A 24,753-nucleotide genomic window follows, 5' to 3' on the forward strand; every position below is an offset into this window, starting at 1 on the left:
ATCATAAAAAAAAGAGTTTGACCGGTACCCGGCCAAACTCCTCTGATTATACGTTTGCTTCTGTTTTTTCATATAGGTGTTCATGGACGACCACCGTATCAGCAAAGTAATCATGAACCCCTTGCTTTTTCGGTGTGAATCCAACAACAGCATAGAGAACAAAGAGCGTATTGATATAGCGTCCTACAATCTCTCTAAAGAAAATGACATCCCATGCCAGCTTCTTTTCAGGCTGAAGTGAGACCACTTTGATTCCAAACACCATTTTCCCAAGTGTTTGCTGAAAGAATTTCGTCATGATGGCGAAATAAAGCAGGAATACAATCGTCGTTGTGACGGAGAATGGAGAAAACCATCCTCCTCCTTTGGACCAGCCGAACAGACTAAAGATTGGAGAAACCGTCAAATGGTTGACACCCCAGACGACGAGCCAATCAAGAATAAACGCCCAAAACCTAATCCAAAAGCCTGCAAACGCCTGTGCTTCAATCACTGCACGTTTCGCAAGAGCCGGATTCGATTCTTCTTGGCTACGGCTTTCGGTTACTTCATCGAATGTAGAATCCATCTATGATCCCTCCTTTATTTTGAATAGAGATACATCGGTTTAGACCCATTTGAGCCAGCCAGTGTTTCTTTTAGATTGAGAAAATCAATTTCACTTTTAAAGAGTTTGCTTGCGCTCATATTGAAGAGAGAGTTCCAGCCAAAGCTTTGAGAATAGCTGATCACTGTCGCTCCTTTTAACCCTTTTTCATTTTTCTTCATTGCTTTGATTGCATCTTCATAATATCCAAGCTCATCGACTAATCCGTTCGATTTCGCCTGTGTTCCGTCATAGACCCGGCCGTCAGCAATTTTCTTGACGTTCTGTTTTGACATGCCGCGTCCTTCAGAGATGACTTTGACAAATCCTTCATACGAGTTATCCACCATGCTTTGCATGATGTCGCGCTCATCTTTTGTCATGTCACGATTTGGCGACATGATGTCTTTGAATTTTCCGCTCTTAATTGTTTCGTATTTAATACCTAAATTATCTGCCAGCTTTGAATAGTTCAAGCTTTGCATGATCACACCTAACGATCCTGTTAATGTTTCAGGTGAAGCAAAGATTTTTTTGGCTGGAGTTGATACGTAGTAGCCGCCAGAAGCTGCCATAGAGCCCATGGAGACGTAAATCAGCTTCTTCGCTTTTTTCACTTCTTCTAATTTTTTATGTATTTCTGCACTTTCATAGACACCGCCGCCAGGAGAGTTAACGCGTAGCAGTACACCTTTTACTGAAGCATCATCTTTCGCTTTTTCTAGTTCCTTGAGGAATGCACGATGATCATAGCCTTCTCCGCCTAACAGACTTGATGCGCCGCCATTATCTTGAATGGTTCCATTAATCTCAAGAACCGCTATTTTTCCAGCACCGCTTCCATCCTCTAGTACCTTCTCTTCTATTTCATCCCCAAATTGATAGCTCATTTTATTGTCATTGAAGCTTTCATACAAAGCCGTCGTGACACTAATCACAATTGAAAATCCGAAAACTCCAAGTGCAATGATTAACGCTACCCATCTTTTCGCATTCATCTTTTTCTCCTCCTTTTTGTCTCTCTTCATTGATACGAATATTCACATGAAATGTTTCACAGGAATTGTGGTTTTTTTACATTTCATTTCATCATATGATAGCACCTCTCTTCTTTCACGATCAACTTTACATCGTCTGCCAAGAGATACGTGTGACGAAAAATTGGCTTTTTTATCCTCTCTCTGCACCTATTAGGCTAGGTCTTCACCACAACAAAACACCTAAGCCACTCTTTCATAAGAAAACAGCTATTCAATTATGCTCAAATTCTGCCCTTTTCAAATCCCTTACATTGACTCATTTCTAAAAACGAATGCCACCATCATGAAGGTTTTTCTAATGTTTTTACTTTCATATGAAAAAAGTGTAAAATGTGAGCAAGGCTTCATATGTAAGCCCTTTATTACTCTAAATCTACTTTTGACAACGAAGGGGAGAACGTCAATGACAGACAATCGTCGCAATGTATTTTTCTTTTACAAAAAAGATCATGAATTGGATGGACACATTTCTTCTCTGGAGAAGCTCGCTACCGATCAAGGCTTTCAAGTCGTCAAGCGTGCAGAGGATGCCCATATTATTGCTTCAATTGGCGGAGATGGCACATTTCTTCAAGCAGTCCGCAAAACGAACTTCCGGGATGACTGCTTGTATGTAGGGGTATCAAAAACAGAGAATTCGCATCTATACTGCGATTTTTCATTAGAACATTTTGATAAAATGATTGATGCCATGAACACTGAACAGATTGAAGTGAGAAAATATCCGATCATTGATGTAAGCGTTGACAGTACAAACCAGTTCCATTGCTTAAATGAACTGTCGATCCGCTCAAGCATTATTAAAACATTTGTGATCGATGTGTATATAGATGATTTCCACTTTGAAACATTTAGAGGAGACGGAATGATTATTTCTACTCCGACTGGCTCAACAGCCTACAATAAATCGGTAAACGGCGCCGTGGTTGATCCGATGCTCCCTTGTATGCAAGTTACAGAGCTTGCATCGCTAAACAACAACTCGTACCGTACACTGGGCGCTCCTTTCATCTTAAGCAGTGACCGCAAGCTAACGCTAAAGGTTGTGCAGGACGGAAACGACCATCCGATTATCGGTCTTGATAACGAAGCGCTTGGCACGAAACACGTCAAACAAATCGACATCGGCCTTTCAGGAAAAGTCATTAAAACGGTAAAATTAAAAGACAACTCCTACTGGGAAAAAGTAAAACGCAGATTCCTTTAATCAAAAAGCTCCTTTACGGGGCTTTTGTTTTCTTTTCAGCGTGATAGAAAACCTTTGAAGTCTAGGAAGAGTGAGCACCGGAACGGAGCGAATTTTACATTCGTGAGTACCGGAGCGCAAATCTGACACCGAATGCGAGGGTTTGTCTACACGCTGAAAGCTCCTTTACGGGGCTTTTTTTCATGTCTTTTCATTCACGGTCATGATTATGGTATGATGTCACAAGTATGAATGTACGAAAAGGAGAACACGATGACATTACAACAATTTGATCAATATCCATTAAGCGATGATTTAAAACAAGCGCTAAAAGCACTTCACTTCCATACACCTACACCTGTTCAGCACGAGACATTATCCGTTGCTTTTTCAAGGCAGGATCTGATCGTCAAATCTCAGACTGGCAGCGGGAAGACCGCAGCCTATGGTCTGCCGATTTGTGAAATGGTCGATTGGGCTGAAAATAAACCTCAAGCCCTCATCCTCGTTCCAACGCGAGAACTCGCCATGCAGGTAAAACAGGACCTTACAAGCCTTGGACGATTGAAACGAATTAAAGCCGCAGCCATTTATGGAAAAGCCCCTTTTCAAGCCCAAAAAGTAGAGCTTGCACAAAAAAACCACATTGTGTGCGGAACACCAGGACGAGTCTTGGATCACCTTGAGAAAGGTACTCTTTCATTAGAAAACCTCAAATTTTTCGTGTTAGATGAAGCGGATGAAATGCTGAACATGGGATTTATTGATCAAGTCTCTTCTATTATTCAGTATCTGCCGCCAAAGCGAATGTCGATGCTGTTTTCAGCGACTATGTCTAATGAGATGAAGAAATTAAGTGGACAGTTTCTACAATCACCAAAAGTGATTGAAATTGCACGCGCGGAAACGTCTGTACAACAAATCACCCACACCGTGATTGAAACGGAAGAAGAAGCGAAATTCTCTCTTCTTCAGCGTACGATCGTCATTGAAAATCCAGATAGCTGCATTATTTTCTGTAATACACAGGATCGAGTCAATGAACTCACGATGAAGCTGGATGATTGGGATGTGCCTTGTGACAAAATTCATGGAGGCATGAGACAGGAAGACCGTTTCGCTGTTATGGATGAATTCAAAAACGGGGAATTCCGTTATTTGATCGCAACCGATATAGCAGCCCGGGGCATTGATGTCAGTGACATGACACATGTGATTCATTATGACCTCCCCTATGAAAAAGAGCGCTATATTCACCGAACAGGAAGAACAGGCAGAGCGGGAAAAAGCGGAAAAACCATTGCGTTTATGACGAAAAATGCAAAACCTCTAATTGATGAATTAAAGCAGGAAGCAGGTATTGATTTCAAAACGCAGCCTTATCCAACAAAGGAAGATGCAGAGCCGCATGTAGAAGGCTTTGAAGAAAAGATTGAAACGCCAGTTCAAAAGGAAAATAAACAGGCGGGCGTTGAGAAAGATATTATGAAGCTTTATTTTAACGGTGGGAAGAAAAAAAAGCTGCGGGCCGTTGATTTCGTTGGGACCATTGCCAAAATAGAAGGCGTTGCCTTTGATGACATTGGGATTATTACCATTCAAGATACGAAAACTTATGTCGATATTTTAAACGGCAAAGGCCCTCTTGTGCTAAATGCTATGCGCCACACAACCATTAAAGGCAAGCAGTTAAAAGTTCATGAAGCACGTTCATAAAAAGTGAAGGCTAAGCGCCTTTACTTTTTTATTTAAAATAAAATAAGCTTACAAACCCTGATACCGTCAGCCTTTCCTGCAATCAACATGACAAATGTCATATTAAATACATGATGGGTGCTACTATGAGCATGACACCTTTCCTTCTATACTTTGAAGTAGAAAGAAACGGAAAGGACTTGAACGTTCATGACGACTTCAACAAACACACAGCAGCAAGCCACTTTAAGAAAACAAGTTGGCCAATTCTCTGGTGCTGATTCAAAAAAAAGTATCATGCAACTCATTAATACATTTATTCCATTTTTGGGGCTTTGGTTTCTTGCCTATTATAGCCTGAACATCTCCTACCTTTTAACCCTCTTCTTTGCGGTTATTGCAGCTGGTTTTTTAGTACGTGTCTTTATTATTTTTCACGACTGCTGCCACCAATCCTTTTTTAAACAGAAGCCGCTGAATCACCTGTTTGGTTTCATAACGGGTGTACTCACCCTTTTCCCTTATCTTCAATGGCAAAGAGATCATTCAATTCACCATGCCACAAGCAGTAATTTAGACAAACGAGGTACTGGTGACATTTGGCTCCTGACAGTCAAAGAATATCAAGAAGCATCTGCATGGACGAAATTTCGCTACAGATTTTATCGCAATCCTTTTGTCATGTTTATTTTAGGACCGATCTTTGTTTTTCTCTTAAAAAACCGTTTCAACGTCAAAAATGCTCGTAAAAAAGAGCGCTGGAACACGTATTTCACAAATGTGAGCATCATTGCGCTAGCAGCTGCAACGTGTCTACTTTTTGGCTGGCAGGAGTTCCTGCTTGTCCAAGGTCCAATCTTCCTGATCTCAGGATCAATCGGTGTATGGCTGTTTTATGTGCAGCATACATTTGAGGATTCTTACTTTGAAGAAGATGAACATTGGAATTATGTGCAGGCAGCTGTAGAAGGCAGTTCTTTTTACAAATTGCCAAAGCTTCTTCAGTGGTTAACAGGTAATATCGGTTATCACCATGTCCATCATTTAAGTCCGAGGGTACCAAATTATCACTTGGAGCATGCACATGAGCATAGTGAGCCGCTTCAAAATGTTCCAACCATCACTTTAAAAACAAGTATCGAATCAATGAAATTTAGACTTTGGGATGAAGAAACGAAAGCATTCGTTACCTTTAAAGAAGCACGGCAATCTAAGAAGATGCCCGCACCTGTCATTAAAGGAGACATTCTAAAGAAAAATGCATAATTGGTGCAAGCTCTTTCTTACACTAGAAGGAGCTTGTTGTCATTTACAGGATGCAACCATAAGTTGAATTTGATAAAGTAAGGAAAAAGAACGAAAACGGAAAAGGTGGCACACGGATGAAAAAACAGTTAAAAATTCAAAAATTACATGGGATTTCTCCCTATATATGGGCCATTTTTTTCATCCTTCCCTTTTATTTTATCATTAAGGCTCCTTCGACTTTAGGCATTGTAATCGGCATTATTTTGAACGTTGTCTTTTTCGCTGTCTATCGTTTTGCCTTTATCGCAAAAGGCTGGTCTTTATATGTATTAGGCCTTCTCTTGATTGCGATTTCTACTGGCTATGTCATGCTCTACAGCTACATTTATTTCGCTTTTTGCATCGCCTATTTCAATGGGCATATTAAAAGAAAAGTACCTTTCTATATCTTATACTATATTCATGTCGGGAGCGCCGCCATTGCTGTAAACTTCAGTCTGATCTTAAAAAAGGGCTGGTTTCTCACGCAAATCCCCTTGGTTCTCATTACACTCATTAGTGCCATTCTCCTCCCTCTCAGCATTCGAAGCAGGAAGGAACGTGAACGGCTCGAAGAGAAATTAGAAGATGCCAATGAACGGATCGCTGACCTTGTAAAAATTGAAGAAAGGCAGCGCATTGCACGTGATCTGCATGATACCCTTGGACAAAAGCTTTCCCTCATCGGTTTAAAGAGTGATCTTGCCCGAAAACTGGTTTATAAAGACCCAGAGCAGGCACGCGCCGAACTGAAAAGCATCCAGCAAACAGCCAGAACGTCTCTCAATGAAGTGCGGAAAATTGTTTCCTCCATGAAAGGTATTCGGATCAAGGATGAAATGTCGAACATCGAGCAAATTCTCGAAGCAGCGGGGATTGAATTGATTTATGATGAAAAGGAAGCGCCAAAACACATCTCTCTTCTTAACGAAAACATTGTAAGCATGTGCATCAAAGAGGCCGTGACAAATGTCGTCAAACATAGTGATGCGACCGTTTGCAAAGTCACCATTCATCAAAAATCAAAGGAAGCTATCATCACCGTTGAGGATGACGGGACATTTAAAGGCGATGATCCACTCTCTCCAATGAAGGGGCATGGCCTTTTAGGAATTAGAGAAAGATTGGAATTTGCAAATGGGCGCCTGCGTATTGAGACAAAGGACGGAACAAAGCTGATCATGAGCATTCCAAATGATTCAGCAGCAAAAGACAAGGAGGGGATGAAATGATCAACATCTTTATCGCAGAAGATCAGCAAATGCTGCTCGGTGCGCTCGGTTCACTTCTTGATTTAGAAGACGATATGACGGTTGTTGGAAAAGGTACGAACGGTCAGGACGCCATCGATTTTGCCAAAAAACACCCTGTTGATATTTGCTTAATGGATATTGAAATGCCAGGAAAAACGGGACTTGATGCAGCGGAAGAGCTCAAAGGAACAAATGTAAAAATCATCATTTTAACGACCTTTGCCCGCTCTGGTTATTTCCAAAGGGCGCTCAAAGCTGGCGTCAGCGGCTATATGCTGAAAGATAGTCCAAGTGAAGATCTGGCAAGTGCCATTCGCAGTGTGATGAAAGGGAAAAAGGTGTACGCCCCTGAATTAATGGAAGACTTATATAGTGACGAAAACCCTTTAACAGATCGAGAGAAATCAGTCCTTGAACTCGTTGCCGACGGCAAAAACACAAAAGAAATTGCGAAGGAGCTCAGCATTAAAAGCGGCACTGTCCGAAACTACATTTCCATTATTTTAGATAAGCTAGAAGTGAAAAACCGCATTGAAGCCATTACACGCTCAAAAGAAAAAGGCTGGTTTAAATAAGAAAAAAGATCAGGACACATGCTGCCTTGATCTTTTTTTTCTACCAAAAATCTCCTCTCCTATTTTTTATCACCAACTATCAAAATGTAATTGACAACAGACCGCACTTCTATGATATGATATCCAAGTGATAATAATTATCATTATCACTCATACAATCAAATACCCGGCTAATGTGCCGATTTCAAAGGAGTCTACATTCATGAAGAAAATATTGTTCCCTCTGATGCTCATCTTTGTACTTGCATTGAGCGCATGTGGCAATAGCAGCAGCTCTTCCTCAAATAAAGGAAATCAATCAACAGCATCAGACAAAATTACATATGAATCTGAAAATGGCCCTGTGAAGCTGCCAGCGCACCCAAAACGTGTCGTTGTACTTGGTTCTTACACTGGTAATGTTATGTCACTTGGTGTGAACCTGGTCGGCGTCGACTCTTGGTCAAAAAAGAACCCACGCTTCCAAAAGGAATTAAAAAATGTGGAAGAAGTGTCGGATGCCAATGTCGAAAAAATCATGAAGCTAAAGCCTGATGTCATCATTGGCTTAAGCAATACAAAAAATGTAGAAAAACTAAAAAAAATTGCACCCACCGTCTTGTTTACGTATAACAAAGTCGATTACCTACAGCAGCATATTGAAATTGGAAAAGTATTAAACAAAGAAAAAGAAGCCAAAGCATGGGTAAAAGATTTTAAAGAACGCGCAGCTGAAGCTGGAAAAGAAATTAAAGCAAAAATCGGCGAGGATGCGACGGTTTCTGTGTTTGAAAGTGGCACAAAAGATCTTTACGTGTTTGGAGATGCATGGGGCCGCGGCACAGAAATTCTTTACCAAGCAATGAAACTAAAAATGCCTGAAAAAGTGAAAGAAAAAGCATTAAAGGCTGGCTACTATGCGGTTTCACAAGAAGTTATTCCTGAATTTGCTGGAGACTATATGATCATTAGTAAAAACAGCGAAATGGACAATTCCTATCAAAACAGTGAAATTTACAAGTCCATCCCAGCTGTGAAAAAACATCGTGTGTATGTGGCAAATGCAGAAGAATTCTATTTTAATGATCCGCTCACACTTGAGTATCAACTATCATTCTTTAAAAAGCACTTTTTAGGTAAATAAACTGAAGCAAGGGAGCCCTTCCCTTGCTTTTTTCTTATCTGCTTCTAGCGGCAGCATCTTTTTTCCGCTACAATGACATACAAGCGAATACAAAAAGTGTGGTGCTGGTTTTGTTTAAAATTTTACTCATTGAGGATGATACAACCCTCTTCCAAGAAATCAAAGAACGTTTAGTGAATTGGTCCTATGATGTTTATGGGATTCACGATTTTCAACAGGTGATGCAGGAATTCACTTCTGTTCAGCCTGATCTCGTCATTATCGATATACAGCTCCCAAAATACGATGGCTTTCATTGGTGCCGGATGATTCGGCATCATTCAAATGTACCAATCATCTTCCTCTCCTCACGTGACCATCCTGCTGATATGGTCATGTCAATGCAGCTCGGTGCCGATGATTTTGTACAAAAGCCCTTTCACTTTGACGTGCTTATTGCCAAAGTCAGTGCCGTTCTTCGCCGCGTGCATGATTATAATGCAGAACCGGCTAGCCTAAAGGTATGGTGCGGCGCTACGATTGATCTAGAAAAAAACACCGTCACAAATGATCACGGTGAAGTTGAATTAACGAAAAATGAGTTATTTATTCTCAAGGAATTGATTCACCATAAAAATCATATTGTCAGCCGGGAATCACTCATTCAAGCACTGTGGGAGGATGAACGGTTTGTCAGTGACAATACACTTACTGTGAACGTCAATCGCCTTAGAAAAAAACTAGATGAGATCTCCCTTGGCACCTACATTGAAACAAAAGTGGGCCAAGGCTATCTTGCAAAGGAAAAGGATGATCAATGATGCTGCACGCATTTTTAAAAGAACGAAGAAGCTGGATTCTGTTCTTTCTTAGTTTGCAGCTCCTCATTCTGTTTGTTGCTTATTTGGATACGACCATTCCAATGGCATCTCTTTTTTATATTGTGTTATTATCTACGTTTTTCATGATCGTCTTTCTCTTTTTCCGATACCGTAAAGAAACGGCGTATTATGAGCGGCTGAAAGAATGGGATGATCATATTGATCATCAAATGCGGCTCACGCCATCTTCCCCATTTGAACAGCTTGTACATGATGCGACGTCTGAGCAAATTGCCCGCTACCGAAAAATGGCAGCAGAACAGCAAATTGCCCTTGAAGAAGAGAAGGATGAATTACTCTCATGGATACATGAAGTGAAGACACCTCTCACAGCGATGCACTTGATGATTGACCGCTTAACAGAGCAGCCGCTGAAATCAAATATGACGTACGAATGGCTCAGAATTCATTTATTACTCGATGCCCAGCTGCATCAAAGCAGAATACGTCATATCGAAAATGATTTATTTATTGAACAGCTGGACCTGCAAAGCATCATAGCGAAGGAAATCAAAGCGCTCCAATCATGGTGCATGCAAAAAGGGATCGGCTTTGAACTCACGCTAGAAGAACGTCACGTATTAAGTGATACAAAATGGTTATCCTTTATGATCAGACAGTTACTCACAAATGCAGTCAAGTACAGCCAATCGTCCGATATTGCCATTGAAAGCAAGAAAATGGATGACCAAGTGATGCTGACGATTACAGATCAAGGCAGAGGAATTGACCCAAGAGACCTTCCACGTATTTTTGAAAAAGGCTTTACCTCAACTAGACATCACAATGACACAGCCTCAACAGGAATGGGACTCTATTTAACAAAAAAAGGAGCAGACGCTCTTCATATCAAGATCGAGGTCAACTCCACGATAGATCAAGGCACAACCTTCACCTTCATCTTTCCGAAAAAGAATGATTTTGTGCATATTGCGAGCATGTGACAAAACAGACGAATCAAAATCTCTTCGCATCTGGCTCCCAAGCTAGTGCGAAGAGATTTCATTCTTTTATTTAAGAAATGCTCTCTGCCTCTTGACGCACAATATCTCCCACCTTTCTACGTCTATAAATACTTAAAATCATCCCAACAGCCATCAATTCAAGCAGAATATGAGAACCGCCATAGCTCATGAAAGGCATGGACAATCCAGAAAAAGGCAGAAAGCCGAAATTAGTAACAATGCTTAAAATCAATTTTGCTGCAAACACAGCTGCAAAACCTGTCATCAGCATTTTTCCATAAGCCATTTTTACGCGTTTTGTTGTATGAAAGATTCGGTAAATAAAAATGACAAACAACATAAGTACAACGACTCCTGCTAGCCAGCCAAATGAAAAAATGATATATGTAAACATCCAATCAGTGTGAACCTCGGACATTGCAGAAGGAATGATTTGAAGTCCGTTTGAACTAAATTGATGGACTGTGTAAAGTTGTCTACCTGCTTGAAAAAGAGAAAACATTTCAAACATTAGATATATACCGCCTGCTGCTGCCAGCGGAATGATTTGCCTTAAACTAGCACTAGACACACACATCATCGTTAAACACATGACAAAACAGATAACGGTCGCAGGAAGAAAACCAATCGCACTGATTAGAATAACTGGTAAAGCCATAATCCCTACTCCAAGCCAAGCTTTGAGACCATTCTCCCAATTCCAAGAGTGAAAGATACCTGCTAAAGAAACAGCCACAAGAAATGGTACGACCTCCGTCAAATTGATTGAGATATCGCTTAATCTTAAAAACAGAACACCGTTTACTCTTATCCCAAAAATCATCGTCAGAAGCACCATTCCAAGCGTTCCTATATATAAATGCCAGGAGTATTTCAATAAGCGCCGATAATCGAAGGAAAATAAAACAAACATAAGCACTAGTCCAACTAAATAAAAGGCGAGACTTTTATAAAAAATATTCATGTCTTGTAGATTTGTAAACCCCGAATGAAACTGCAAAAAGTACATGATAAGCAGTCCAAAAGAACAAGCGGCTAATACAAGAAGAAACATTTTAAGATCCATTTCGGTTTTATGTGTTTCATGAAGCTGCGCTCCAAGAATGGTCGCATCCCCAATTTGCTCTAGCGCTTGATCCACCGCCTCTTCTTCAGACATCCCAGCATTCATCGCTTCCTCTTTTAGCGTGTATAGATGATCCATAAGTTCAAGCTTGATTTCCGAATGGACATCTTTATTTTTGACTCGTTTACATACATTCTTCATATATTTTTCAAACTTTTTTTCTAATCCCATGCGATTTTCACTCCGTTCAACACGCCATCGACTGCATTTTTGAAAACATCCCATTCTTCTTTCTTTTCCTGCATAAATGCTTTTCCTTGTTCATTTATTTTGTAATATTTTCTTTTCCGATTGCCATTCCCTTCGCCCCAGTAAGAGATAATGAATTCTTTCCCCTCCAAGTTGTGCAAAATCGGATAGATTGTTCCTTCTTTAAAGCTGAAAATACCTTCAGACTTCTCCTCCAATGCTTTGATCATTTCATATCCATACATTGGCTTTTCATTTAACAAGCTTAAAATCAGGGTAGCTGTACTTCCCTTTAAAAGCTCTTTACTTACTTTCATTCCTGATCACTCCCAATACATAGATTTACTATGCATATATTTGATATGCATATCTTACATGAATAAAATGACCATGTAAAGCTCCAAAACGTCATAATACCAAGAAAAATCCAAGAAGATTGATACATAAGAATGAAAAACAGATAAAATGAATGTGTGATCATCAGAAACGGACTTAAACAAAACATATGAACCGTTTAAAAAAACAAGCATGTGACAACAATGTCACATGCTCGTCTGTTTTGTTCGCCAAATCGAAGGAAGTCCGGCGGGCTTCTTTTTATACTAGAGATATCAATTAAATAGAAAAGGGGATCGACAAATGAACATTTTAGAAGCTCGCAAAATATATAAAAGCTACGGAAATAAATTCAACAAACAAGAGGTGCTGAGTGGCATTGATTTGACCATTGAAGCCGGAGAATTTGTCAGTATTATGGGGCCATCAGGCTCGGGGAAAACAACCCTTCTGAACGTATTGTCCTCTATTGATCATGTGTCCAGCGGATCAATTCGTATCGCAGATGTTGAGATGACACAAATGAAAGATCAGCAGCTTGCAGAATTCAGAAAAAAGCAACTTGGCTTTGTTTTTCAGGATTATAACTTACTTGATACACTCACGGTCAAAGAGAATATCCTCTTGCCATTATCCATCTCCAAAACGCCGAAGAAAGAAGCTTTCGAACGTTTTCAACAGCTTGCGGAGGACATGGGCATCTATGAACTAAGAGACAAATACCCAAATGAACTCTCTGGTGGACAAAAACAGCGGACATCAGCGGTTCGTGCCTTCATTCATGAGCCGAGTCTGATTTTTGCGGATGAACCTACTGGAGCGCTTGATTCCAAATCTGCATCTGATTTACTCAATAAACTGCAAGATTTCAATCGAAAACGAAAAGCGACCATTGTCATGGTGACACATGATCCTGTTGCAGCCAGCTATTCAAGACGCGTCATTTTTATCAAGGACGGACAAATTTATACTCAGTTGAATAAAGGTGCTTTAGAGAGAAAGATGTTTTTCGAGGATATTATGAAAACGCAAGGTGTTTTAGGCGGTGTGAAGCATGAACATTAATCAGCTCGTCTTCCGAAACCTGAAGAAAAATTTGAAAAATTACTACTTATACGTGTTCGCTCTTGTATTTAGTGTGGCGCTCTACTTTTCTTTTGTCACCTTGCAGTACTCACCAGCACTTGATGATGTAAAAGGGTCCATTAAAGGCGGTGCGTCGATTAAAGCCGCTTCGGTGCTGCTTATTGCCATCGTTGGGATCTTCCTGTTATATGCGAACAGCATTTTTATTAAACGCCGAGGGAAAGAAATAGGTCTCCTGCAGCTCATTGGCATGACGAAACAAAAAATTGCCAAACTGCTCAATGCAGAAAATTTCATCCTCTACGTGTTCTCAATGGCTGTTGGCATCATAGCTGGATTTATTGGTTCAAAGCTCATGCTGATGGTGTTATTTAAAGTAACCGGCGTGAACGCCATCGCCAACCTGCATTTTTCAGGCATGGCCCTTTTGCAGACACTTATCGTCTTTTTCATCATCTATGGATTAATTATGCTAAGAAATAGACGGTTTATTAGTAAACAGACAATTTTATCTTTGTTTCGAACCACGTCTTCTACAGAGCAGCGTGTGAAAAAGATCTCTGTGTTTGAAATCATCATTGGGGTTTTCGGTATTGCCTTGATCAGCTCAGGCTATTATATTTCTTCTCAGCTTTTTAGCGGCTCATATACGTCTATGCTTGAGTTATTTTCAGCCATGATTTATATTCTAGCCTCTGTCATTATCGGTACCTTTCTTTTTTATAAAGGCTCTGTTTCTTTCATTGCCAATATTGTACGGAAAAGAAAAAATGGCTATCTCGCCATTCATGAAGTCCTGTCTTTGTCATCTATTATGTTCCGGTTAAAATCAAATGCACTGCTTTTAACGATTATTACAACCGTATCTGCTCTTGCGATCGGGTTGTTATCTTTAAGCTACATTTCCTATTACTCAGCAGAAAAAACGGCTGAACAACAGATTCCATCACATTTTGTCATGGGCTCTGAAAAGGAAGCAGCCACCTTCACTCGTGCACTTTCAGGCAAGCATATTGCATATGAAAAAAAGCAGTTCAAGGTCATTCAAGCGGATTTTGACGCAAAGAAGATCATTGATACGGAGTTAAGCAGTTTGAATAAGAGTCCAGGAGTATTGATATTTCCTGTAATTAGTGAGAGGAACGTACCAAGCATTCATGTAGAGAACAACGAAGTCATTTTAAGCGGCTACAATGATTTATTAAAAAAAGTCATGCCGATTAAAAGCTCAGGTGATGTGAAACTTCTGATAAAGAAACCACTTGATTTAAAAGTCATTGATATGAAGAAAGATCACTTAATCTCTTACCGGTTCACTGCTGGCGGCATGCCTGTTGCCGTTGTTAGTCAAAACGTCTTTGAACAGCTGGACCAAAACAAGGATCCTAAGCTTCAGCTTGAGAATAACCAATATATTGCGATCAATGTAAATGATGAGAAACATATTGAACAAGCCAATGACATCTTTACTTCTTTAAAAATGGGTGATGACAGCATGTCTCAATTAGCTTCAGCTCAGCAGCAGAAACAAACAATGGGACTGATGATGTTTGTCCTCGGATTTTTAGGTCTAAGCTTCCTTGTCACATCAGGCTGTATTTTATACTTCAAACAGATGAATGAAAGTGAAGAAGAACAAAGCTCGTACACGATCTTACGTAAGCTTGGCTTTACAGAGAAAGATCTATTAAAAGGCATACGACTCAAACAGCTATTTAACTTTGGGATTCCGCTCATCATCGGATTGCTGCACAGCTACTTTGCCGTACAGTCAGGCTGGTTTTTATTCGGCGGTGAACTGTGGACACCAATGCTCATCGTCATGTCGATTTATACGGTGTTATATTCTATCTTCGGATTCCTATCTGTCCAGTATTACAAAAAGGTCATTAAAGAATCCTTGTAATTTATTCCCCATAGGCCACTGCCTATGGGGATATATTTGTTTATGATTGAGTTGATTCAAACTTATGCGATAGAATATGATCTCTTGCCGCATAAGCTTTCCGTTTGACCTCTTCTAGGTTCACACCGACAAGCTTTCCGTTTCGTTTCACTGCTTTTCCAGCCACATAGACAGAATCAACATTTGAAGGGTGTGCCGTTTGGACAACCGCTCCAGCCGGATCTGTCATCGGCAGAAGATTCATGCTTGTTCGGTCGATCAGGATGAAATCAGCTTCTTTTCCAGGTGTGAGCGAGCCAATTTTATGATCAAGCTGTAATGCACGAGCTCCATTGATCGTCGCAGCTTCAAGCATTTGATGAGCAGAAATCCCAAGTTCAGGTCCTGGCATAATGCCCTCCATCAGCAATGATTGATTTTGGAGCGCGCGCTCTGCCTGAAGTCCAAATTTCATTTGAGCAAACAAATCACCGCCTGTCGCTGTGACCACGTCTACACCGAGTGTTGGAAGAACACCTTGTTCGATCGCAAGTCCTGTGACAGGATAACCGTGACCCATCATCATCTCAATTTCAGGTGTAATGGATATGGAGCTTCCGCTGTCTGCCAGCATCTTCATTTGATCCGCATCGATTGCATTGATATGCACCATGTTGAGATCAGGTCCAAGTAATCCCGCTTTGTGAAGTCGCTCAATTGAACGATCCTCCGCTCCCCAGTTCCCAAAGCCAATATGCATACTGCATAAAGCATCTAGAGACCGGGCTGTTTCAATTTCAAATACTGAAGTTTCCCATGAAGAAAACTCTGGTCCACGAATCGCAAGCCCCATCGTCAAAAGCTGATCTGATGATTGAAAATGCGCTTTTTTCACGCGTGCTGCGTCCTCCATATTGGTGAGCGTGCTCTCCCTATCCCAATACTCAGCATCTCCAGAGGAACCGAAAGCAAAAACAGCTCGAATGCCCGCATCTTTCAAACCTCCGATGAGTTCTTCTGTATGATCCATTGAATTGATCATCGTCCAGTCTAGAAATGTGGTCACTCCGGCATCTAATGCCTCTAATGCCCCTAAATAATTTGCGATTCGATCATCGGATGGGCGTCTCATCGCACCATAGTTTCCATAATAGATTTTGCTCAAATATGTCTGCAACGACCAATCTGTGCCTATGCCTCTGATAACAGACTGCCACACATGACGATGTGTATCCACAAGCCCTGGCATGATCACCATATCGGACGCATCGACGATGTCAGCATCATTTGCTTCAATGAAAGGTCCGACCTCTAAAATGTGTGTCCCTTCAATTAATAAATCTCCTTTTTCTAAAAAACCTAAAGTTGGATCAAGTGTTAAAAGCGCTGCATCTTTAAACAATGTTTTCTTCATCCATATCCCCCTTTTCAAATGACGAGGAAGAGTTCTCCCACCCTCACTGTTATTTTAAAACATAAAAGGATTGAATTAGAAGAAAAGTGACTTCGCTAACTATTTTATGAGCTGATTTTTCTGAAATAGTTGTAGATACGTTTTAATTTGACGTCATGTTTTCCTTTTGGGCTTTCCATCATGCCGAACTCAAAGAACTTCACAGGTTTGATTCCGACATAGTGTAAAAGGGCTCGTTTCATTAAGATCTTGTGTGCATTTTGCAAAAAGAACAAAGGGTAGTTGGTTGGCCCTTGCATCGTCGATACACAAACAGCACTTTTTCCTTTTAACAGTCCTTCTGGAAACAGCCCGCCTGTTTGACGATAAGCAAAATTCGCAGCAAACATGCGGTCAATAAAGCCAAGCAGCATGGCTGGAGGTCTTCCCCACCAAATAGGATATACGAACACGATTTTGTCCGCCCATTTGATCTTCTCCTGATACATCCGAATGTCAGGGTCTTTATGCATGTCACGCCTTTTTTTCTCTTTATTAAAAATCAGCACAGGATCAAATTCTTCTTTGTATAAATCGATGATTTTCACTTCATGAACTAGTGGATTTTCTTCACTGCCTTTCATGATTTCTTTTAAAAAAGCACCATTTAAACTATTGTGATGGGGGTGAGTATAAATAATGAGTACATTCATGTATGATCTCCTTTTATTATCATTTGATAACCAAATGATATACCTCCGTTAAATAGTTGTCAAATGATAATTGTTTTTTGATAATAATTTTGGTATGTTACGTAGGAGGTGATAAACATGAAACATCCCCATTTCTTCAAGGAATTCGTAGCATTTGCTTCTACTTTTTCAGAACTAAAACATGACCTGATGAACAAAGTCAAACCAGCTAACTTAACGACCTTACAATACTTAATACTAGAGCAACTAGCTGTCAGCGAGCCGCTTACGCCTAGTGAAATTGCCGACTGTCAGCACATGTCTCTTCCGAATGTCAGCAGAGAACTTAAAAAACTGCACGAGAAACAATTCATTGATAGAGAAGAAGACCGTGATGACAAACGAAAACATGTCATTATGCTGTCTGACAAAGGCCGTGCCTGTATGAACGAAGCCTTTCAGCATATCGAAGGGATGCTATTAGACAGCCTAACTTCCTCGGATATAGAACAAATGGATGATATCGTACAAGCTTTCCGTCTTTTAAATCAAACGATTTTCAAAAAATAACCTAAAAAGGCATGAGCGATACGCTCATGCAAAGGTGGCTAAACGTCAAAATACAAAAAAGCGCGGGCTCTCATCTACCCAAACGCTTCTCGCTTTTTTCTCTATGTACTTTTATACAATCAATTGATAGGCAATGTATAACGCGACAAGCCAGATCATGACCGCTGAAGCTTTATTGATACGGTTCATCCACTTACCGTTTGTATCTAACTTCCCTAGCATTTTCCCTAAAAGAGCGAGCCCAATAAACCATAACCAGGACACGATGATACAAGCGAGTGTAAATGCCCATTTTTCTGCCCCGTTATATTGAAGCGAATTTGTTCCAATCACACCAATGGTATCGAGAATGGCGTGGGGATTTAAAAGTGAAACTGAACAGGCAAAGACAATTTGTTTTCTCGCAGGCATGAATTCCTGCTTCTCTTTAGCATCTGTTGATGAGCTTGTGTTCCACACGGACCATCCCATATAAACTAAAAAACAAAACCCAATGATATAAAGACACATTTGCAGTACAGGAATGGTGAACACCACAACAGAAACACCAATGACAGCTAATGCAATTAATAGTGTATCACAAAGAGCAGCAGTGATAACGACAGGTAAAGCCTGATATAATCGCGGCTGAAGCGCTCCTTGCTGAAACACAAATACATTTTGTGCGCCCAATGGTAAGATGAGGCCAAAAGCAAGCACGATTCCATGAATGATGGCAATGAACATCTTCTAACATTCTCCTTTTCCAGCAATTTCTTCACATTTTAACATAAAACATCATGATCGCTTCCAGCAGATTTGATTTTCCATAAAAAAAGCGCTGGATGCTTTCATCCAAACGCTTTTCGTTTATTCATCAAGATCCTTTTCGTGCAAGTTCTCTTTCTCTCAGCTCGACACGGCGAATTTTCGCTGACGGTGTTTTTGGCAGCTCGTCGATGAATTCGATTTCTCTTGGGTATTTGTAAGGTGCTGTTGTGTTTTTCACATGCGTTTGCAGCTCTTTGATTAGCTCGTCACTTTGTGCAGTTCCATCACGTAGGACGACATATGCTTTGACGATTGATCCTCTAATTTCATCAGGGCTAGCCACAACCGCACATTCTTTGACTGCTGCGTGTTTGATCAGTGCATCTTCTACTTCAAACGGTCCAATGGTATAGCCTGAGCTGACGATGATATCATCTCTACGGCTTTCAAACCAGAAGTACCCATCTTCGTCTTTTTTCGCGCGGTCACCCGTAATAAAGTAATTCCCGCGGCGCTGCGCCTTTGTACGCTCTTCATCTTTGTAGTATTCCTTAAATAAAGCCGGCGTTTCAAGATGAACCGCAATATCACCAATTTCTCCAGGAGCGCATACGCTGCCGTCCTCATCAATGATCTCGACTTCGTTTCCAGGTGTTGGTTTTCCCATACTGCCTGGCTTGATGTCCATTCCTTTTAGCACCCCTACGAGCAGTGTGCTTTCTGTTTGGCCATAGCCATCTCGTACTTCTATATCGAAATGCTTTTTGAATGTATCAATGACTTCACGGTTCAGTGGCTCTCCTGCAGAAACGGCACTATGCAATTTTGGCAGCTCGTACTGACTTAAGTCATCTACTTTCGCCATAAATCGGTATTCTGTCGGCGTACAGCATAGGACATTGATTTCATTTTTTTGAAGCAGCTCTAAGTACGTATTTGGATTGAATTTTCCTCCGTATACAAAGCCTTCTGCGCCACTTCCTAACACAGATAAGAGTGGGCTCCACACCCATTTTTGCCAGCCTGGTCCTGCTGTCGCCCATACTTTATCTCCTTCATTAATGGAGAGCCATGCTTTGGCAGCGGTGCGTAAATGTGCATATGCCCAGCCATGTGTATGAACAACCCCTTTTGGGTTGCCTGTTGTACCAGATGTATAGGATAAGAACGCCATGTCTGTGCGTGTTGTTGGAGCCATTGGAAGCTCGCTTGATTGGTGATCCTTTTCCGCAAGAATATTTGTCCAGCCATGATCGTTTTCACCGATTGAGAATGTTTTAAAATCGTTTGGCTGATTGGTTCCGTCGAACGATTGAATGAATGAAGAGTAAACGATCGCTCCCTTTGCTTCTGCATGTTCAATTCGGTAATCTAAATCTTTTGCACGCAGCATTTCTGAACAAGGAATGACGACCATTCCTGTTTTCAAGATCGCTAAATAAATGCTGTATGCCTCTAGCATGCGCGGCACCATCACAATGATTTTATCGCCTTTTTTAAAGCCTGCATTTAATAATACATGACCAATTTTATTTGCTTCTTCCACTAAAGATGCATACGTCACATGTGCTTCGTAGCCATTTCCATCCTGCCAGTGCAGGGCCTTTTTCTCCTTGTCATGACTGAACGCTTCAATCTCACTGACTAAGTTATATTGTTCTGGTGCAATTAAGTCTTCTCTTTTCATGGTACAGCTCCTTTTAGCCTCTTTCTATGAAACGAAACATGTTTCAATTTACCTATTCTAACATTCATAACTGAAAAATGCTTGAATTAGGACCTACTCCTAGTATTATGCCATAATTTTTTCATTCCGTCTTCTTTTTTGTAAATATTCAAACTATTTTTATGTACAAAAAGAAAAGAGCGGGAATGATCCCGCTCCTAAGCCATAGCTTTTTAATTGTGTGTCTTAGAAAGATCCGCCACCCATATGTTGTTGAGCGTAAGATACAAGACGTTTAGTGATTTCTCCACCAACTGATCCGTTAGCGCGAGCTGTTGTTTCTGGTCCAAGGTTTACACCAAATTCTGAAGCGATTTCATACTTCATTTGGTCGATCGCTTGTGCAGCGCCTGGAACGACTAATTGATTAGAACTGCTTTGTCTGTTTTGTTGAGCCATGTGTTCTCACCTCCTTGTGAATATAGAATGTGTAGAAACACATGACTTCATGCGATCGATTTTATGGTAATTATTATGAAATTTTTATTTTAGAATAAATCAGCGAATTCGTCAGCCGCTTTCTTCTCATTTGTGACGATAATCGTTTCGATTTGATCCACTGCCTCATCAAGCATTGGCTCGAAATCAGCAAAGCTTTCGTAGCGTTCTACTTTCTCAAGCTTTGGTTTTGTTTTAGGAGACGGCGGCGTAAAGATCGTACAGCAATCCTCGAAAGGCTGAATACTTGTATCGTATGTGCCAATTCGTCTCGCTTCTTCAATAATGTCATTCTTATCAACCGCAATAAGCGGGCGAATGATTGGTGTATTGGTTACATGGTTAATGGCATACATGCTTTCAAGTGTCTGACTTGCGACTTGTCCAAGGCTTTCACCGGTAATAATCGCAAGAGCATCACGCTTCTCTCTTATTTTATCTGCGATTTTCAGCATCATTCTTCTTGTTGATGTCATCGTATAGTTTTCAGGTACTTGTTTGTGAATCAGCTCTTGAATTTTTGTGAAAGGTACGATGTGAAGCTTCACTTCGCCCCCATATGCAGCTAAGCATTCTGTAAGATCAATGACCTTTTGCTTGGCACGTTCACTTGTATATGGGGGACTAAAGAAATGGACGGCCTCAATTTGAATTCCGCGTTTCATCGCTTGGTAGCCGGCAACTGGGCTGTCAAAGCCGCCTGAAAGCATGAGCATCGCTCTTCCGCTTGAACCCACTGGCAGTCCGCCTGCACCCTTGACATCTTTAAATGTAATGTATGTCGCATGTTCTCTTATTTCAATGCGCAAATGTACATCCGGCTGTTTGACATTGACCGTTAAGTTTTCCGTATTCTTCAGCACATGTCCGCCAATTTCCCGGTTCATTTCATTTGAATCAAGTTCAAATTGCTTATAAGAGCGTTTCGTTGAGACCTTAAATGTATCTCCTTGTTCATATACTTTCTGTACCGCTGTGAGTGCCGCTTCTTTGATGGCATCGAGGTTTGTCTCACATTTCACTGCCAGACTAAAGCTCTGAATGCCAAATATACCTTTAAGCTGTTCTGAAATCGGTTCAGGGTCTTCCCCGTTCAGCATGATCGTGATGCGGTCTCTGTCAGATGCATACTTTAATGCTTCAAAGTCTTTTAATACAAACCGGATATGCTGCCTTAGTTTTTCAATAAATTTCTTTCTATTTTTTCCTTTTGTTGAAATTTCACCAAAACGGACTAAAATATGATCATATTTCATGCTGTTATCTCATTCCTTTTAATTTTTTCACACTTTGTGCGATCGATGTGATGATTTGCGGCGCTAGTTCGGGTCCTTGTCCATACGTCAAACTGATTCTCATACTGCTTTTTGCCACTTCTTCCGGCCTCCCCATCGCTAGGAGAACTTGGCTTGGCTCTTTTTTCTTGGCTGAACAGGCAGATGTTGTCGAAACATACATGCCTTCTTTTTCAAGCATATGAAGAAGGACCTCAATTTGAATACCTGGTACTGAAAAATTCACAATGTGCGGCGCACTTTGCGTCAGCGGTGTGTTGATGACAATACCTTCTATTTCTCCAAGCTGCTTTTGCAGCTGCGTTTTTAAGTTTAACATTTCATCATGATGTTTTTTTTGCAGCTCGAATGATTGTTTCATGGCTTTTGCTAAGCTGACAGCACCAGCAGGGTTTTCGGTACCTGAACGTAGGCCTAATTCCTGCTCTCCTCCTGTGATAAAAGGGGCAAGCACTACACCTTTCTTTAAAAAGAGCGCTCCTGTGCCTTTTAAGCCATGAATTTTATGGCCAGATATCGTCAAAAGATCCACATCCAGTTGTTTATCAAGTGCTACTCTGCACATTCCCTGCACCCCGTCGACATGAAATAGGGCATTTTCAGCATGCTCACGAATCATGCCAGCAGCTTCTTCAATTGGCTGGGTGGCACCCGTTTCGTTATTGACGTGCATCATGCTGACAAGCACTGTATCAGGGCGAAGCACTTCTTTTAAATGATTCATATCTGCATGGCCATGCTCATTTACTTGAATATAGGAGATGTCAAAACCAAATAAAGCCTTCAGCTGTTCAAACGATTCGATGACAGACGGGTGTTCAATTGCTGTTGTCACAATATGTTTCCCCCGATTCATTTTGGCGAGAGCTGCTCCTTTAATGGCGATGTTATTTGCTTCTGTTGCACCAGAAGTAAAAATAACCTCATATTGTTTCAAACCTGTATAGTGAAGGATTTGTTTTCTCGTTTCACTTAGCAAGCGGCTCGCATCAATTCCAAGCTGATGTAGCGAAGACGGATTCCCAAAAAAACGTTCACTCACTTGCTGATATACTTGTAAAACCTCAGGGTACGGTTTTGTTGTTGCACTATTATCGAGATAAATCATACTTGGACTCCTTACAAAAAGCTTTAAAAATAAATGCATTTATATGTTACCATAATGAAGTCAGACAGAGAATTTTCTGAAAATGGCAGTTGACAACTTTTCATTTTCACTATATCATGCATAGTGCAATTGGCACATAAACACCTAAATTGTCAGAATATTTAAATTTAGCACATTACATTGGATAAGGAGGAACTATTTTGAAAAATAGTTTAAGTATAAAAGAGACATTAGCCATTGGTTTAATGCTTTTTGCATTATTCTTTGGCGCAGGAAATATGATTTTCCCGCCTGTCCTTGGACAATATGCAGGTGAGAATGTTTGGCTTGCTATCGGTGGATTTTTACTCACCGGAGTTGGTCTTCCGCTTCTAGGAGTTATTGCTATTGCCCTTACAGGTACCGGTGCGAAAGGCCTTGCGGATAAAGCCCATCCTATATTTGGAACCATTTTCACTGTCATTCTGTATTTATCCATAGGACCATTTTTTGCTATCCCGCGAACAGGTACGGTTTCTTACGAGATTGGTTTAGCACCGTTTCTGTCTGAAACACAAACCTCTTCATGGGTACCGCTTTTCTTATTCACCATTGTGTTTTTCACGATTACGTATCTGCTCGCTTTGAACCCTTCAAAGCTTGTTGATCGAATCGGCAAAGTGTTGACACCTATCTTATTAACGGTCATTGCAATTATTGTATTTAAAGCCATAGCTACACCGATGGGAATAATCGGTGCGCCTGATGCGACTTATAAAGCAAACCCTCTCTTCACTGGGTTTTTAGAGGGCTATAAAACAATGGATGCTCTCGCTTCACTCGTATTTGGAATCGTTGTTGTGACAGCTGTTAAAGAAAGAGGCATCACAGAGCGCAAATCTCTTGCGGCGGCCTGTATAAAAGCTGGCCTTGTTGCAGCAGCTGGACTAGCACTAGTGTATATCTCGCTTGCTTATGTCGGTGCTTCAAGTCCTGATACAACCGGAATGGTTGGGGCAAATGAAGGCGGCAAACTGCTTTCACTATCAGCAAACTTTTTATTTGGTTCTGCTGGTAACATTGTCCTTGGTGTAGCCATTTTATTTGCTTGTCTCACAACAAGTGTTGGGCTTGTCTCATCATGCGGCGAATATTTTTCAAAGCTTTTCCCAGCACTTTCTTATCGCACAGTCGTACTCATTGTTTCTTTATTTAGCACATTGGTTGCAAACCTTGGACTGGCACAAATCATCTCTCTATCGGTCCCTGTACTCGTAGCGATATATCCACTGGCAATTGTCATTATTTTATTGTCATTCCTTGACCGCTGGATTAACGGTAGACGAGTGATTTATGTAGTATCCCTCATCTTTACTGGTTTCTTTGCCATCATTGATGGATTATTAGCTGCCAAAATCAATCTCGGTGGGTTGCCTGCCTTCTTAGATGCATTCATTCCATTTTACGATTTAGGCATCGGATGGGTCGTACCAGCAATTATCGGCGCAGGTATTGGCGTACTCATCTCTATGTTGACTAGCCCGCCTAAACAGCTCGCATCATAATCATACTTCAAACATCCCCTTCCAAAGATGAAGGGGATGTTTTTT

Annotated in this window: 23 protein-coding genes; 12 read left to right on the forward strand and 11 right to left on the reverse strand. The window is 40.8% G+C overall.

Going from position 1 to position 24,753, the window contains the following annotated elements:
* Window positions 1–46: 46 nt before the first annotated feature.
* Both NSS78_RS13395 and sppA read right to left on the reverse strand, forming a co-directional pair.
* Window positions 47–568 carry an RDD family protein gene (locus NSS78_RS13395; protein WP_050943577.1) on the reverse strand — a complete coding sequence of 174 codons (522 nt, stop codon included), beginning with the start codon at window positions 566–568 and terminating at the stop codon, window positions 47–49.
* Window positions 569–582: 14 nt separating this feature from the next.
* Window positions 583–1,584, reverse strand: coding sequence for a signal peptide peptidase SppA (sppA, locus tag NSS78_RS13400; RefSeq protein ID WP_342468137.1), 1,002 nt, complete (start codon window positions 1,582–1,584; stop codon window positions 583–585).
* A gap of 445 nt (window positions 1,585–2,029) precedes the next feature.
* On the opposite strand from sppA, the gene NSS78_RS13405 reads away from it, so the two are divergent.
* From NSS78_RS13405 to NSS78_RS13440, 8 genes are all read left to right on the forward strand, one after another.
* Window positions 2,030–2,833, forward strand: a complete 804-nt coding sequence (locus tag NSS78_RS13405; RefSeq protein WP_003216672.1) for an NAD kinase — start codon at window positions 2,030–2,032, stop codon at window positions 2,831–2,833.
* A gap of 252 nt (window positions 2,834–3,085) precedes the next feature.
* Window positions 3,086–4,528 (forward strand): DEAD/DEAH box helicase, encoded by a 1,443-nt coding sequence (locus tag NSS78_RS13410; RefSeq protein WP_335353031.1) that lies wholly within the window; start codon window positions 3,086–3,088, stop codon window positions 4,526–4,528.
* Between the two features lie 189 nt (window positions 4,529–4,717).
* Entirely contained in the window at window positions 4,718–5,773 is a 1,056-nt protein-coding gene (locus NSS78_RS13415) for a fatty acid desaturase (RefSeq protein ID WP_212046211.1), read from the forward strand.
* Window positions 5,774–5,889: 116 nt separating this feature from the next.
* Window positions 5,890–7,026 (forward strand): sensor histidine kinase, encoded by a 1,137-nt coding sequence (locus NSS78_RS13420; protein ID WP_003216252.1) that lies wholly within the window; start codon window positions 5,890–5,892, stop codon window positions 7,024–7,026.
* Window positions 7,023–7,622: a response regulator transcription factor gene (locus NSS78_RS13425; protein WP_050943572.1), complete on the forward strand. Its 600-nt coding sequence runs from the start codon at window positions 7,023–7,025 to the stop codon at window positions 7,620–7,622. The genes NSS78_RS13420 and NSS78_RS13425 overlap by 4 nt, the downstream gene beginning before the upstream one ends.
* Window positions 7,623–7,824: 202 nt before the next feature.
* Window positions 7,825–8,745 (forward strand): iron-hydroxamate ABC transporter substrate-binding protein, encoded by a 921-nt coding sequence (locus NSS78_RS13430; protein WP_137055339.1) that lies wholly within the window; start codon window positions 7,825–7,827, stop codon window positions 8,743–8,745.
* Between the two features lie 110 nt (window positions 8,746–8,855).
* Window positions 8,856–9,545: a response regulator transcription factor gene (locus NSS78_RS13435; RefSeq protein WP_212046222.1), complete on the forward strand. Its 690-nt coding sequence runs from the start codon at window positions 8,856–8,858 to the stop codon at window positions 9,543–9,545.
* Window positions 9,545–10,549: a sensor histidine kinase gene (locus NSS78_RS13440; RefSeq protein ID WP_050943570.1), complete on the forward strand. Its 1,005-nt coding sequence runs from the start codon at window positions 9,545–9,547 to the stop codon at window positions 10,547–10,549. Before NSS78_RS13435 ends, NSS78_RS13440 begins: the two co-directional genes overlap by 1 nt.
* Before the next feature lie 70 nt (window positions 10,550–10,619).
* On the opposite strand, the gene NSS78_RS13445 is transcribed toward NSS78_RS13440, so the two are convergent.
* Window positions 10,620–11,867 carry an FtsW/RodA/SpoVE family cell cycle protein gene (locus NSS78_RS13445; protein WP_003216717.1) on the reverse strand — a complete coding sequence of 416 codons (1,248 nt, stop codon included), beginning with the start codon at window positions 11,865–11,867 and terminating at the stop codon, window positions 10,620–10,622.
* Window positions 11,858–12,202 (reverse strand): PadR family transcriptional regulator, encoded by a 345-nt coding sequence (locus tag NSS78_RS13450; protein WP_003216467.1) that lies wholly within the window; start codon window positions 12,200–12,202, stop codon window positions 11,858–11,860. The genes NSS78_RS13445 and NSS78_RS13450 overlap by 10 nt, the downstream gene beginning before the upstream one ends.
* A gap of 322 nt (window positions 12,203–12,524) precedes the next feature.
* On the opposite strand from NSS78_RS13450, the gene NSS78_RS13455 reads away from it, so the two are divergent.
* Both NSS78_RS13455 and NSS78_RS13460 read left to right on the forward strand, forming a co-directional pair.
* The gene (locus tag NSS78_RS13455) at window positions 12,525–13,286 is read left to right on the forward strand and encodes an ABC transporter ATP-binding protein (RefSeq protein WP_003216695.1); all 762 of its coding nucleotides are present in this window, start codon (window positions 12,525–12,527) and stop codon (window positions 13,284–13,286) included.
* Window positions 13,276–15,213, forward strand: coding sequence for an ABC transporter permease (locus NSS78_RS13460; RefSeq protein ID WP_113387235.1), 1,938 nt, complete (start codon window positions 13,276–13,278; stop codon window positions 15,211–15,213). The genes NSS78_RS13455 and NSS78_RS13460 overlap by 11 nt, the downstream gene beginning before the upstream one ends.
* 40 nt (window positions 15,214–15,253) lie before the next feature.
* Here NSS78_RS13460 and NSS78_RS13465 read toward each other — a convergent pair whose 3' ends face one another.
* Window positions 15,254–16,606: an amidohydrolase family protein gene (locus tag NSS78_RS13465; RefSeq protein ID WP_342468138.1), complete on the reverse strand. Its 1,353-nt coding sequence runs from the start codon at window positions 16,604–16,606 to the stop codon at window positions 15,254–15,256.
* Between the two features lie 104 nt (window positions 16,607–16,710).
* Window positions 16,711–17,298: an NAD(P)H-dependent oxidoreductase gene (locus NSS78_RS13470; protein WP_050943566.1), complete on the reverse strand. Its 588-nt coding sequence runs from the start codon at window positions 17,296–17,298 to the stop codon at window positions 16,711–16,713.
* Between the two features lie 117 nt (window positions 17,299–17,415).
* Between NSS78_RS13470 and NSS78_RS13475 the strand changes: the two genes are divergently transcribed.
* Window positions 17,416–17,847, forward strand: coding sequence for a MarR family transcriptional regulator (locus NSS78_RS13475; RefSeq protein ID WP_034620625.1), 432 nt, complete (start codon window positions 17,416–17,418; stop codon window positions 17,845–17,847).
* Between the two features lie 111 nt (window positions 17,848–17,958).
* Here the strand turns inward: NSS78_RS13475 and NSS78_RS13480 are convergent, their stop codons facing one another.
* The 5 genes from NSS78_RS13480 to NSS78_RS13500 form a co-directional block, all read right to left on the reverse strand.
* On the reverse strand, window positions 17,959–18,573 hold the full coding sequence (locus NSS78_RS13480) for a LysE/ArgO family amino acid transporter (protein WP_106029029.1): 615 nt from the start codon (window positions 18,571–18,573) through the stop codon (window positions 17,959–17,961).
* A gap of 130 nt (window positions 18,574–18,703) precedes the next feature.
* A complete protein-coding gene (locus NSS78_RS13485) occupies window positions 18,704–20,284 on the reverse strand; it encodes an acyl--CoA ligase (RefSeq protein ID WP_003216281.1) in 1,581 nt (526 codons plus the stop codon).
* 225 nt (window positions 20,285–20,509) lie between these two features.
* Window positions 20,510–20,722, reverse strand: coding sequence for an alpha/beta-type small acid-soluble spore protein (locus NSS78_RS13490; RefSeq protein WP_003216385.1), 213 nt, complete (start codon window positions 20,720–20,722; stop codon window positions 20,510–20,512).
* 89 nt (window positions 20,723–20,811) lie between these two features.
* Window positions 20,812–22,017: a tRNA uracil 4-sulfurtransferase ThiI gene (gene thiI / locus NSS78_RS13495; RefSeq protein ID WP_342468139.1), complete on the reverse strand. Its 1,206-nt coding sequence runs from the start codon at window positions 22,015–22,017 to the stop codon at window positions 20,812–20,814.
* Window positions 22,018–22,021: 4 nt separating this feature from the next.
* Window positions 22,022–23,164 carry a cysteine desulfurase family protein gene (locus NSS78_RS13500; protein ID WP_050943562.1) on the reverse strand — a complete coding sequence of 381 codons (1,143 nt, stop codon included), beginning with the start codon at window positions 23,162–23,164 and terminating at the stop codon, window positions 22,022–22,024.
* A 200-nt stretch (window positions 23,165–23,364) separates the two neighbouring features.
* On the opposite strand from NSS78_RS13500, the gene brnQ reads away from it, so the two are divergent.
* Window positions 23,365–24,708: a branched-chain amino acid transport system II carrier protein gene (brnQ, locus tag NSS78_RS13505; protein WP_342468140.1), complete on the forward strand. Its 1,344-nt coding sequence runs from the start codon at window positions 23,365–23,367 to the stop codon at window positions 24,706–24,708.
* The last annotated feature ends 45 nt before the right edge of the window (window positions 24,709–24,753 follow it).

The organism is Bacillus sp. FSL W8-0920 (assembly GCF_038593215.1).
Lineage (GTDB): Bacteria > Bacillota > Bacilli > Bacillales > Bacillaceae > Bacillus > Bacillus pumilus.

What these genes read in the sequence shown, in the direction of transcription:
- NSS78_RS13395 (WP_050943577.1), bottom strand. Translation starts at nt 568, where the DNA reads ATGGATTCTACATTCGATGAAGTAACCGAAAGCCGTAGCCAAGAAGAA.
- sppA (WP_342468137.1), bottom strand. Translation starts at nt 1,584, where the DNA reads ATGAATGCGAAAAGATGGGTAGCGTTAATCATTGCACTTGGAGTTTTC.
- NSS78_RS13405 (WP_003216672.1), top strand. Translation starts at nt 2,030, where the DNA reads ATGACAGACAATCGTCGCAATGTATTTTTCTTTTACAAAAAAGATCAT.
- NSS78_RS13410 (WP_335353031.1), top strand. Translation starts at nt 3,086, where the DNA reads ATGACATTACAACAATTTGATCAATATCCATTAAGCGATGATTTAAAA.
- NSS78_RS13415 (WP_212046211.1), top strand. Translation starts at nt 4,718, where the DNA reads ATGACGACTTCAACAAACACACAGCAGCAAGCCACTTTAAGAAAACAA.
- NSS78_RS13420 (WP_003216252.1), top strand. Translation starts at nt 5,890, where the DNA reads ATGAAAAAACAGTTAAAAATTCAAAAATTACATGGGATTTCTCCCTAT.
- NSS78_RS13425 (WP_050943572.1), top strand. Translation starts at nt 7,023, where the DNA reads ATGATCAACATCTTTATCGCAGAAGATCAGCAAATGCTGCTCGGTGCG.
- NSS78_RS13430 (WP_137055339.1), top strand. Translation starts at nt 7,825, where the DNA reads ATGAAGAAAATATTGTTCCCTCTGATGCTCATCTTTGTACTTGCATTG.
- NSS78_RS13440 (WP_050943570.1), top strand. Translation starts at nt 9,545, where the DNA reads ATGCTGCACGCATTTTTAAAAGAACGAAGAAGCTGGATTCTGTTCTTT.
- NSS78_RS13445 (WP_003216717.1), bottom strand. Translation starts at nt 11,867, where the DNA reads ATGGGATTAGAAAAAAAGTTTGAAAAATATATGAAGAATGTATGTAAA.
- NSS78_RS13450 (WP_003216467.1), bottom strand. Translation starts at nt 12,202, where the DNA reads ATGAAAGTAAGTAAAGAGCTTTTAAAGGGAAGTACAGCTACCCTGATT.
- NSS78_RS13455 (WP_003216695.1), top strand. Translation starts at nt 12,525, where the DNA reads ATGAACATTTTAGAAGCTCGCAAAATATATAAAAGCTACGGAAATAAA.
- NSS78_RS13460 (WP_113387235.1), top strand. Translation starts at nt 13,276, where the DNA reads ATGAACATTAATCAGCTCGTCTTCCGAAACCTGAAGAAAAATTTGAAA.
- NSS78_RS13465 (WP_342468138.1), bottom strand. Translation starts at nt 16,606, where the DNA reads ATGAAGAAAACATTGTTTAAAGATGCAGCGCTTTTAACACTTGATCCA.
- NSS78_RS13470 (WP_050943566.1), bottom strand. Translation starts at nt 17,298, where the DNA reads ATGAATGTACTCATTATTTATACTCACCCCCATCACAATAGTTTAAAT.
- NSS78_RS13475 (WP_034620625.1), top strand. Translation starts at nt 17,416, where the DNA reads ATGAAACATCCCCATTTCTTCAAGGAATTCGTAGCATTTGCTTCTACT.
- NSS78_RS13480 (WP_106029029.1), bottom strand. Translation starts at nt 18,573, where the DNA reads ATGTTCATTGCCATCATTCATGGAATCGTGCTTGCTTTTGGCCTCATC.
- NSS78_RS13485 (WP_003216281.1), bottom strand. Translation starts at nt 20,284, where the DNA reads ATGAAAAGAGAAGACTTAATTGCACCAGAACAATATAACTTAGTCAGT.
- NSS78_RS13490 (WP_003216385.1), bottom strand. Translation starts at nt 20,722, where the DNA reads ATGGCTCAACAAAACAGACAAAGCAGTTCTAATCAATTAGTCGTTCCA.
- thiI (WP_342468139.1), bottom strand. Translation starts at nt 22,017, where the DNA reads ATGAAATATGATCATATTTTAGTCCGTTTTGGTGAAATTTCAACAAAA.
- NSS78_RS13500 (WP_050943562.1), bottom strand. Translation starts at nt 23,164, where the DNA reads ATGATTTATCTCGATAATAGTGCAACAACAAAACCGTACCCTGAGGTT.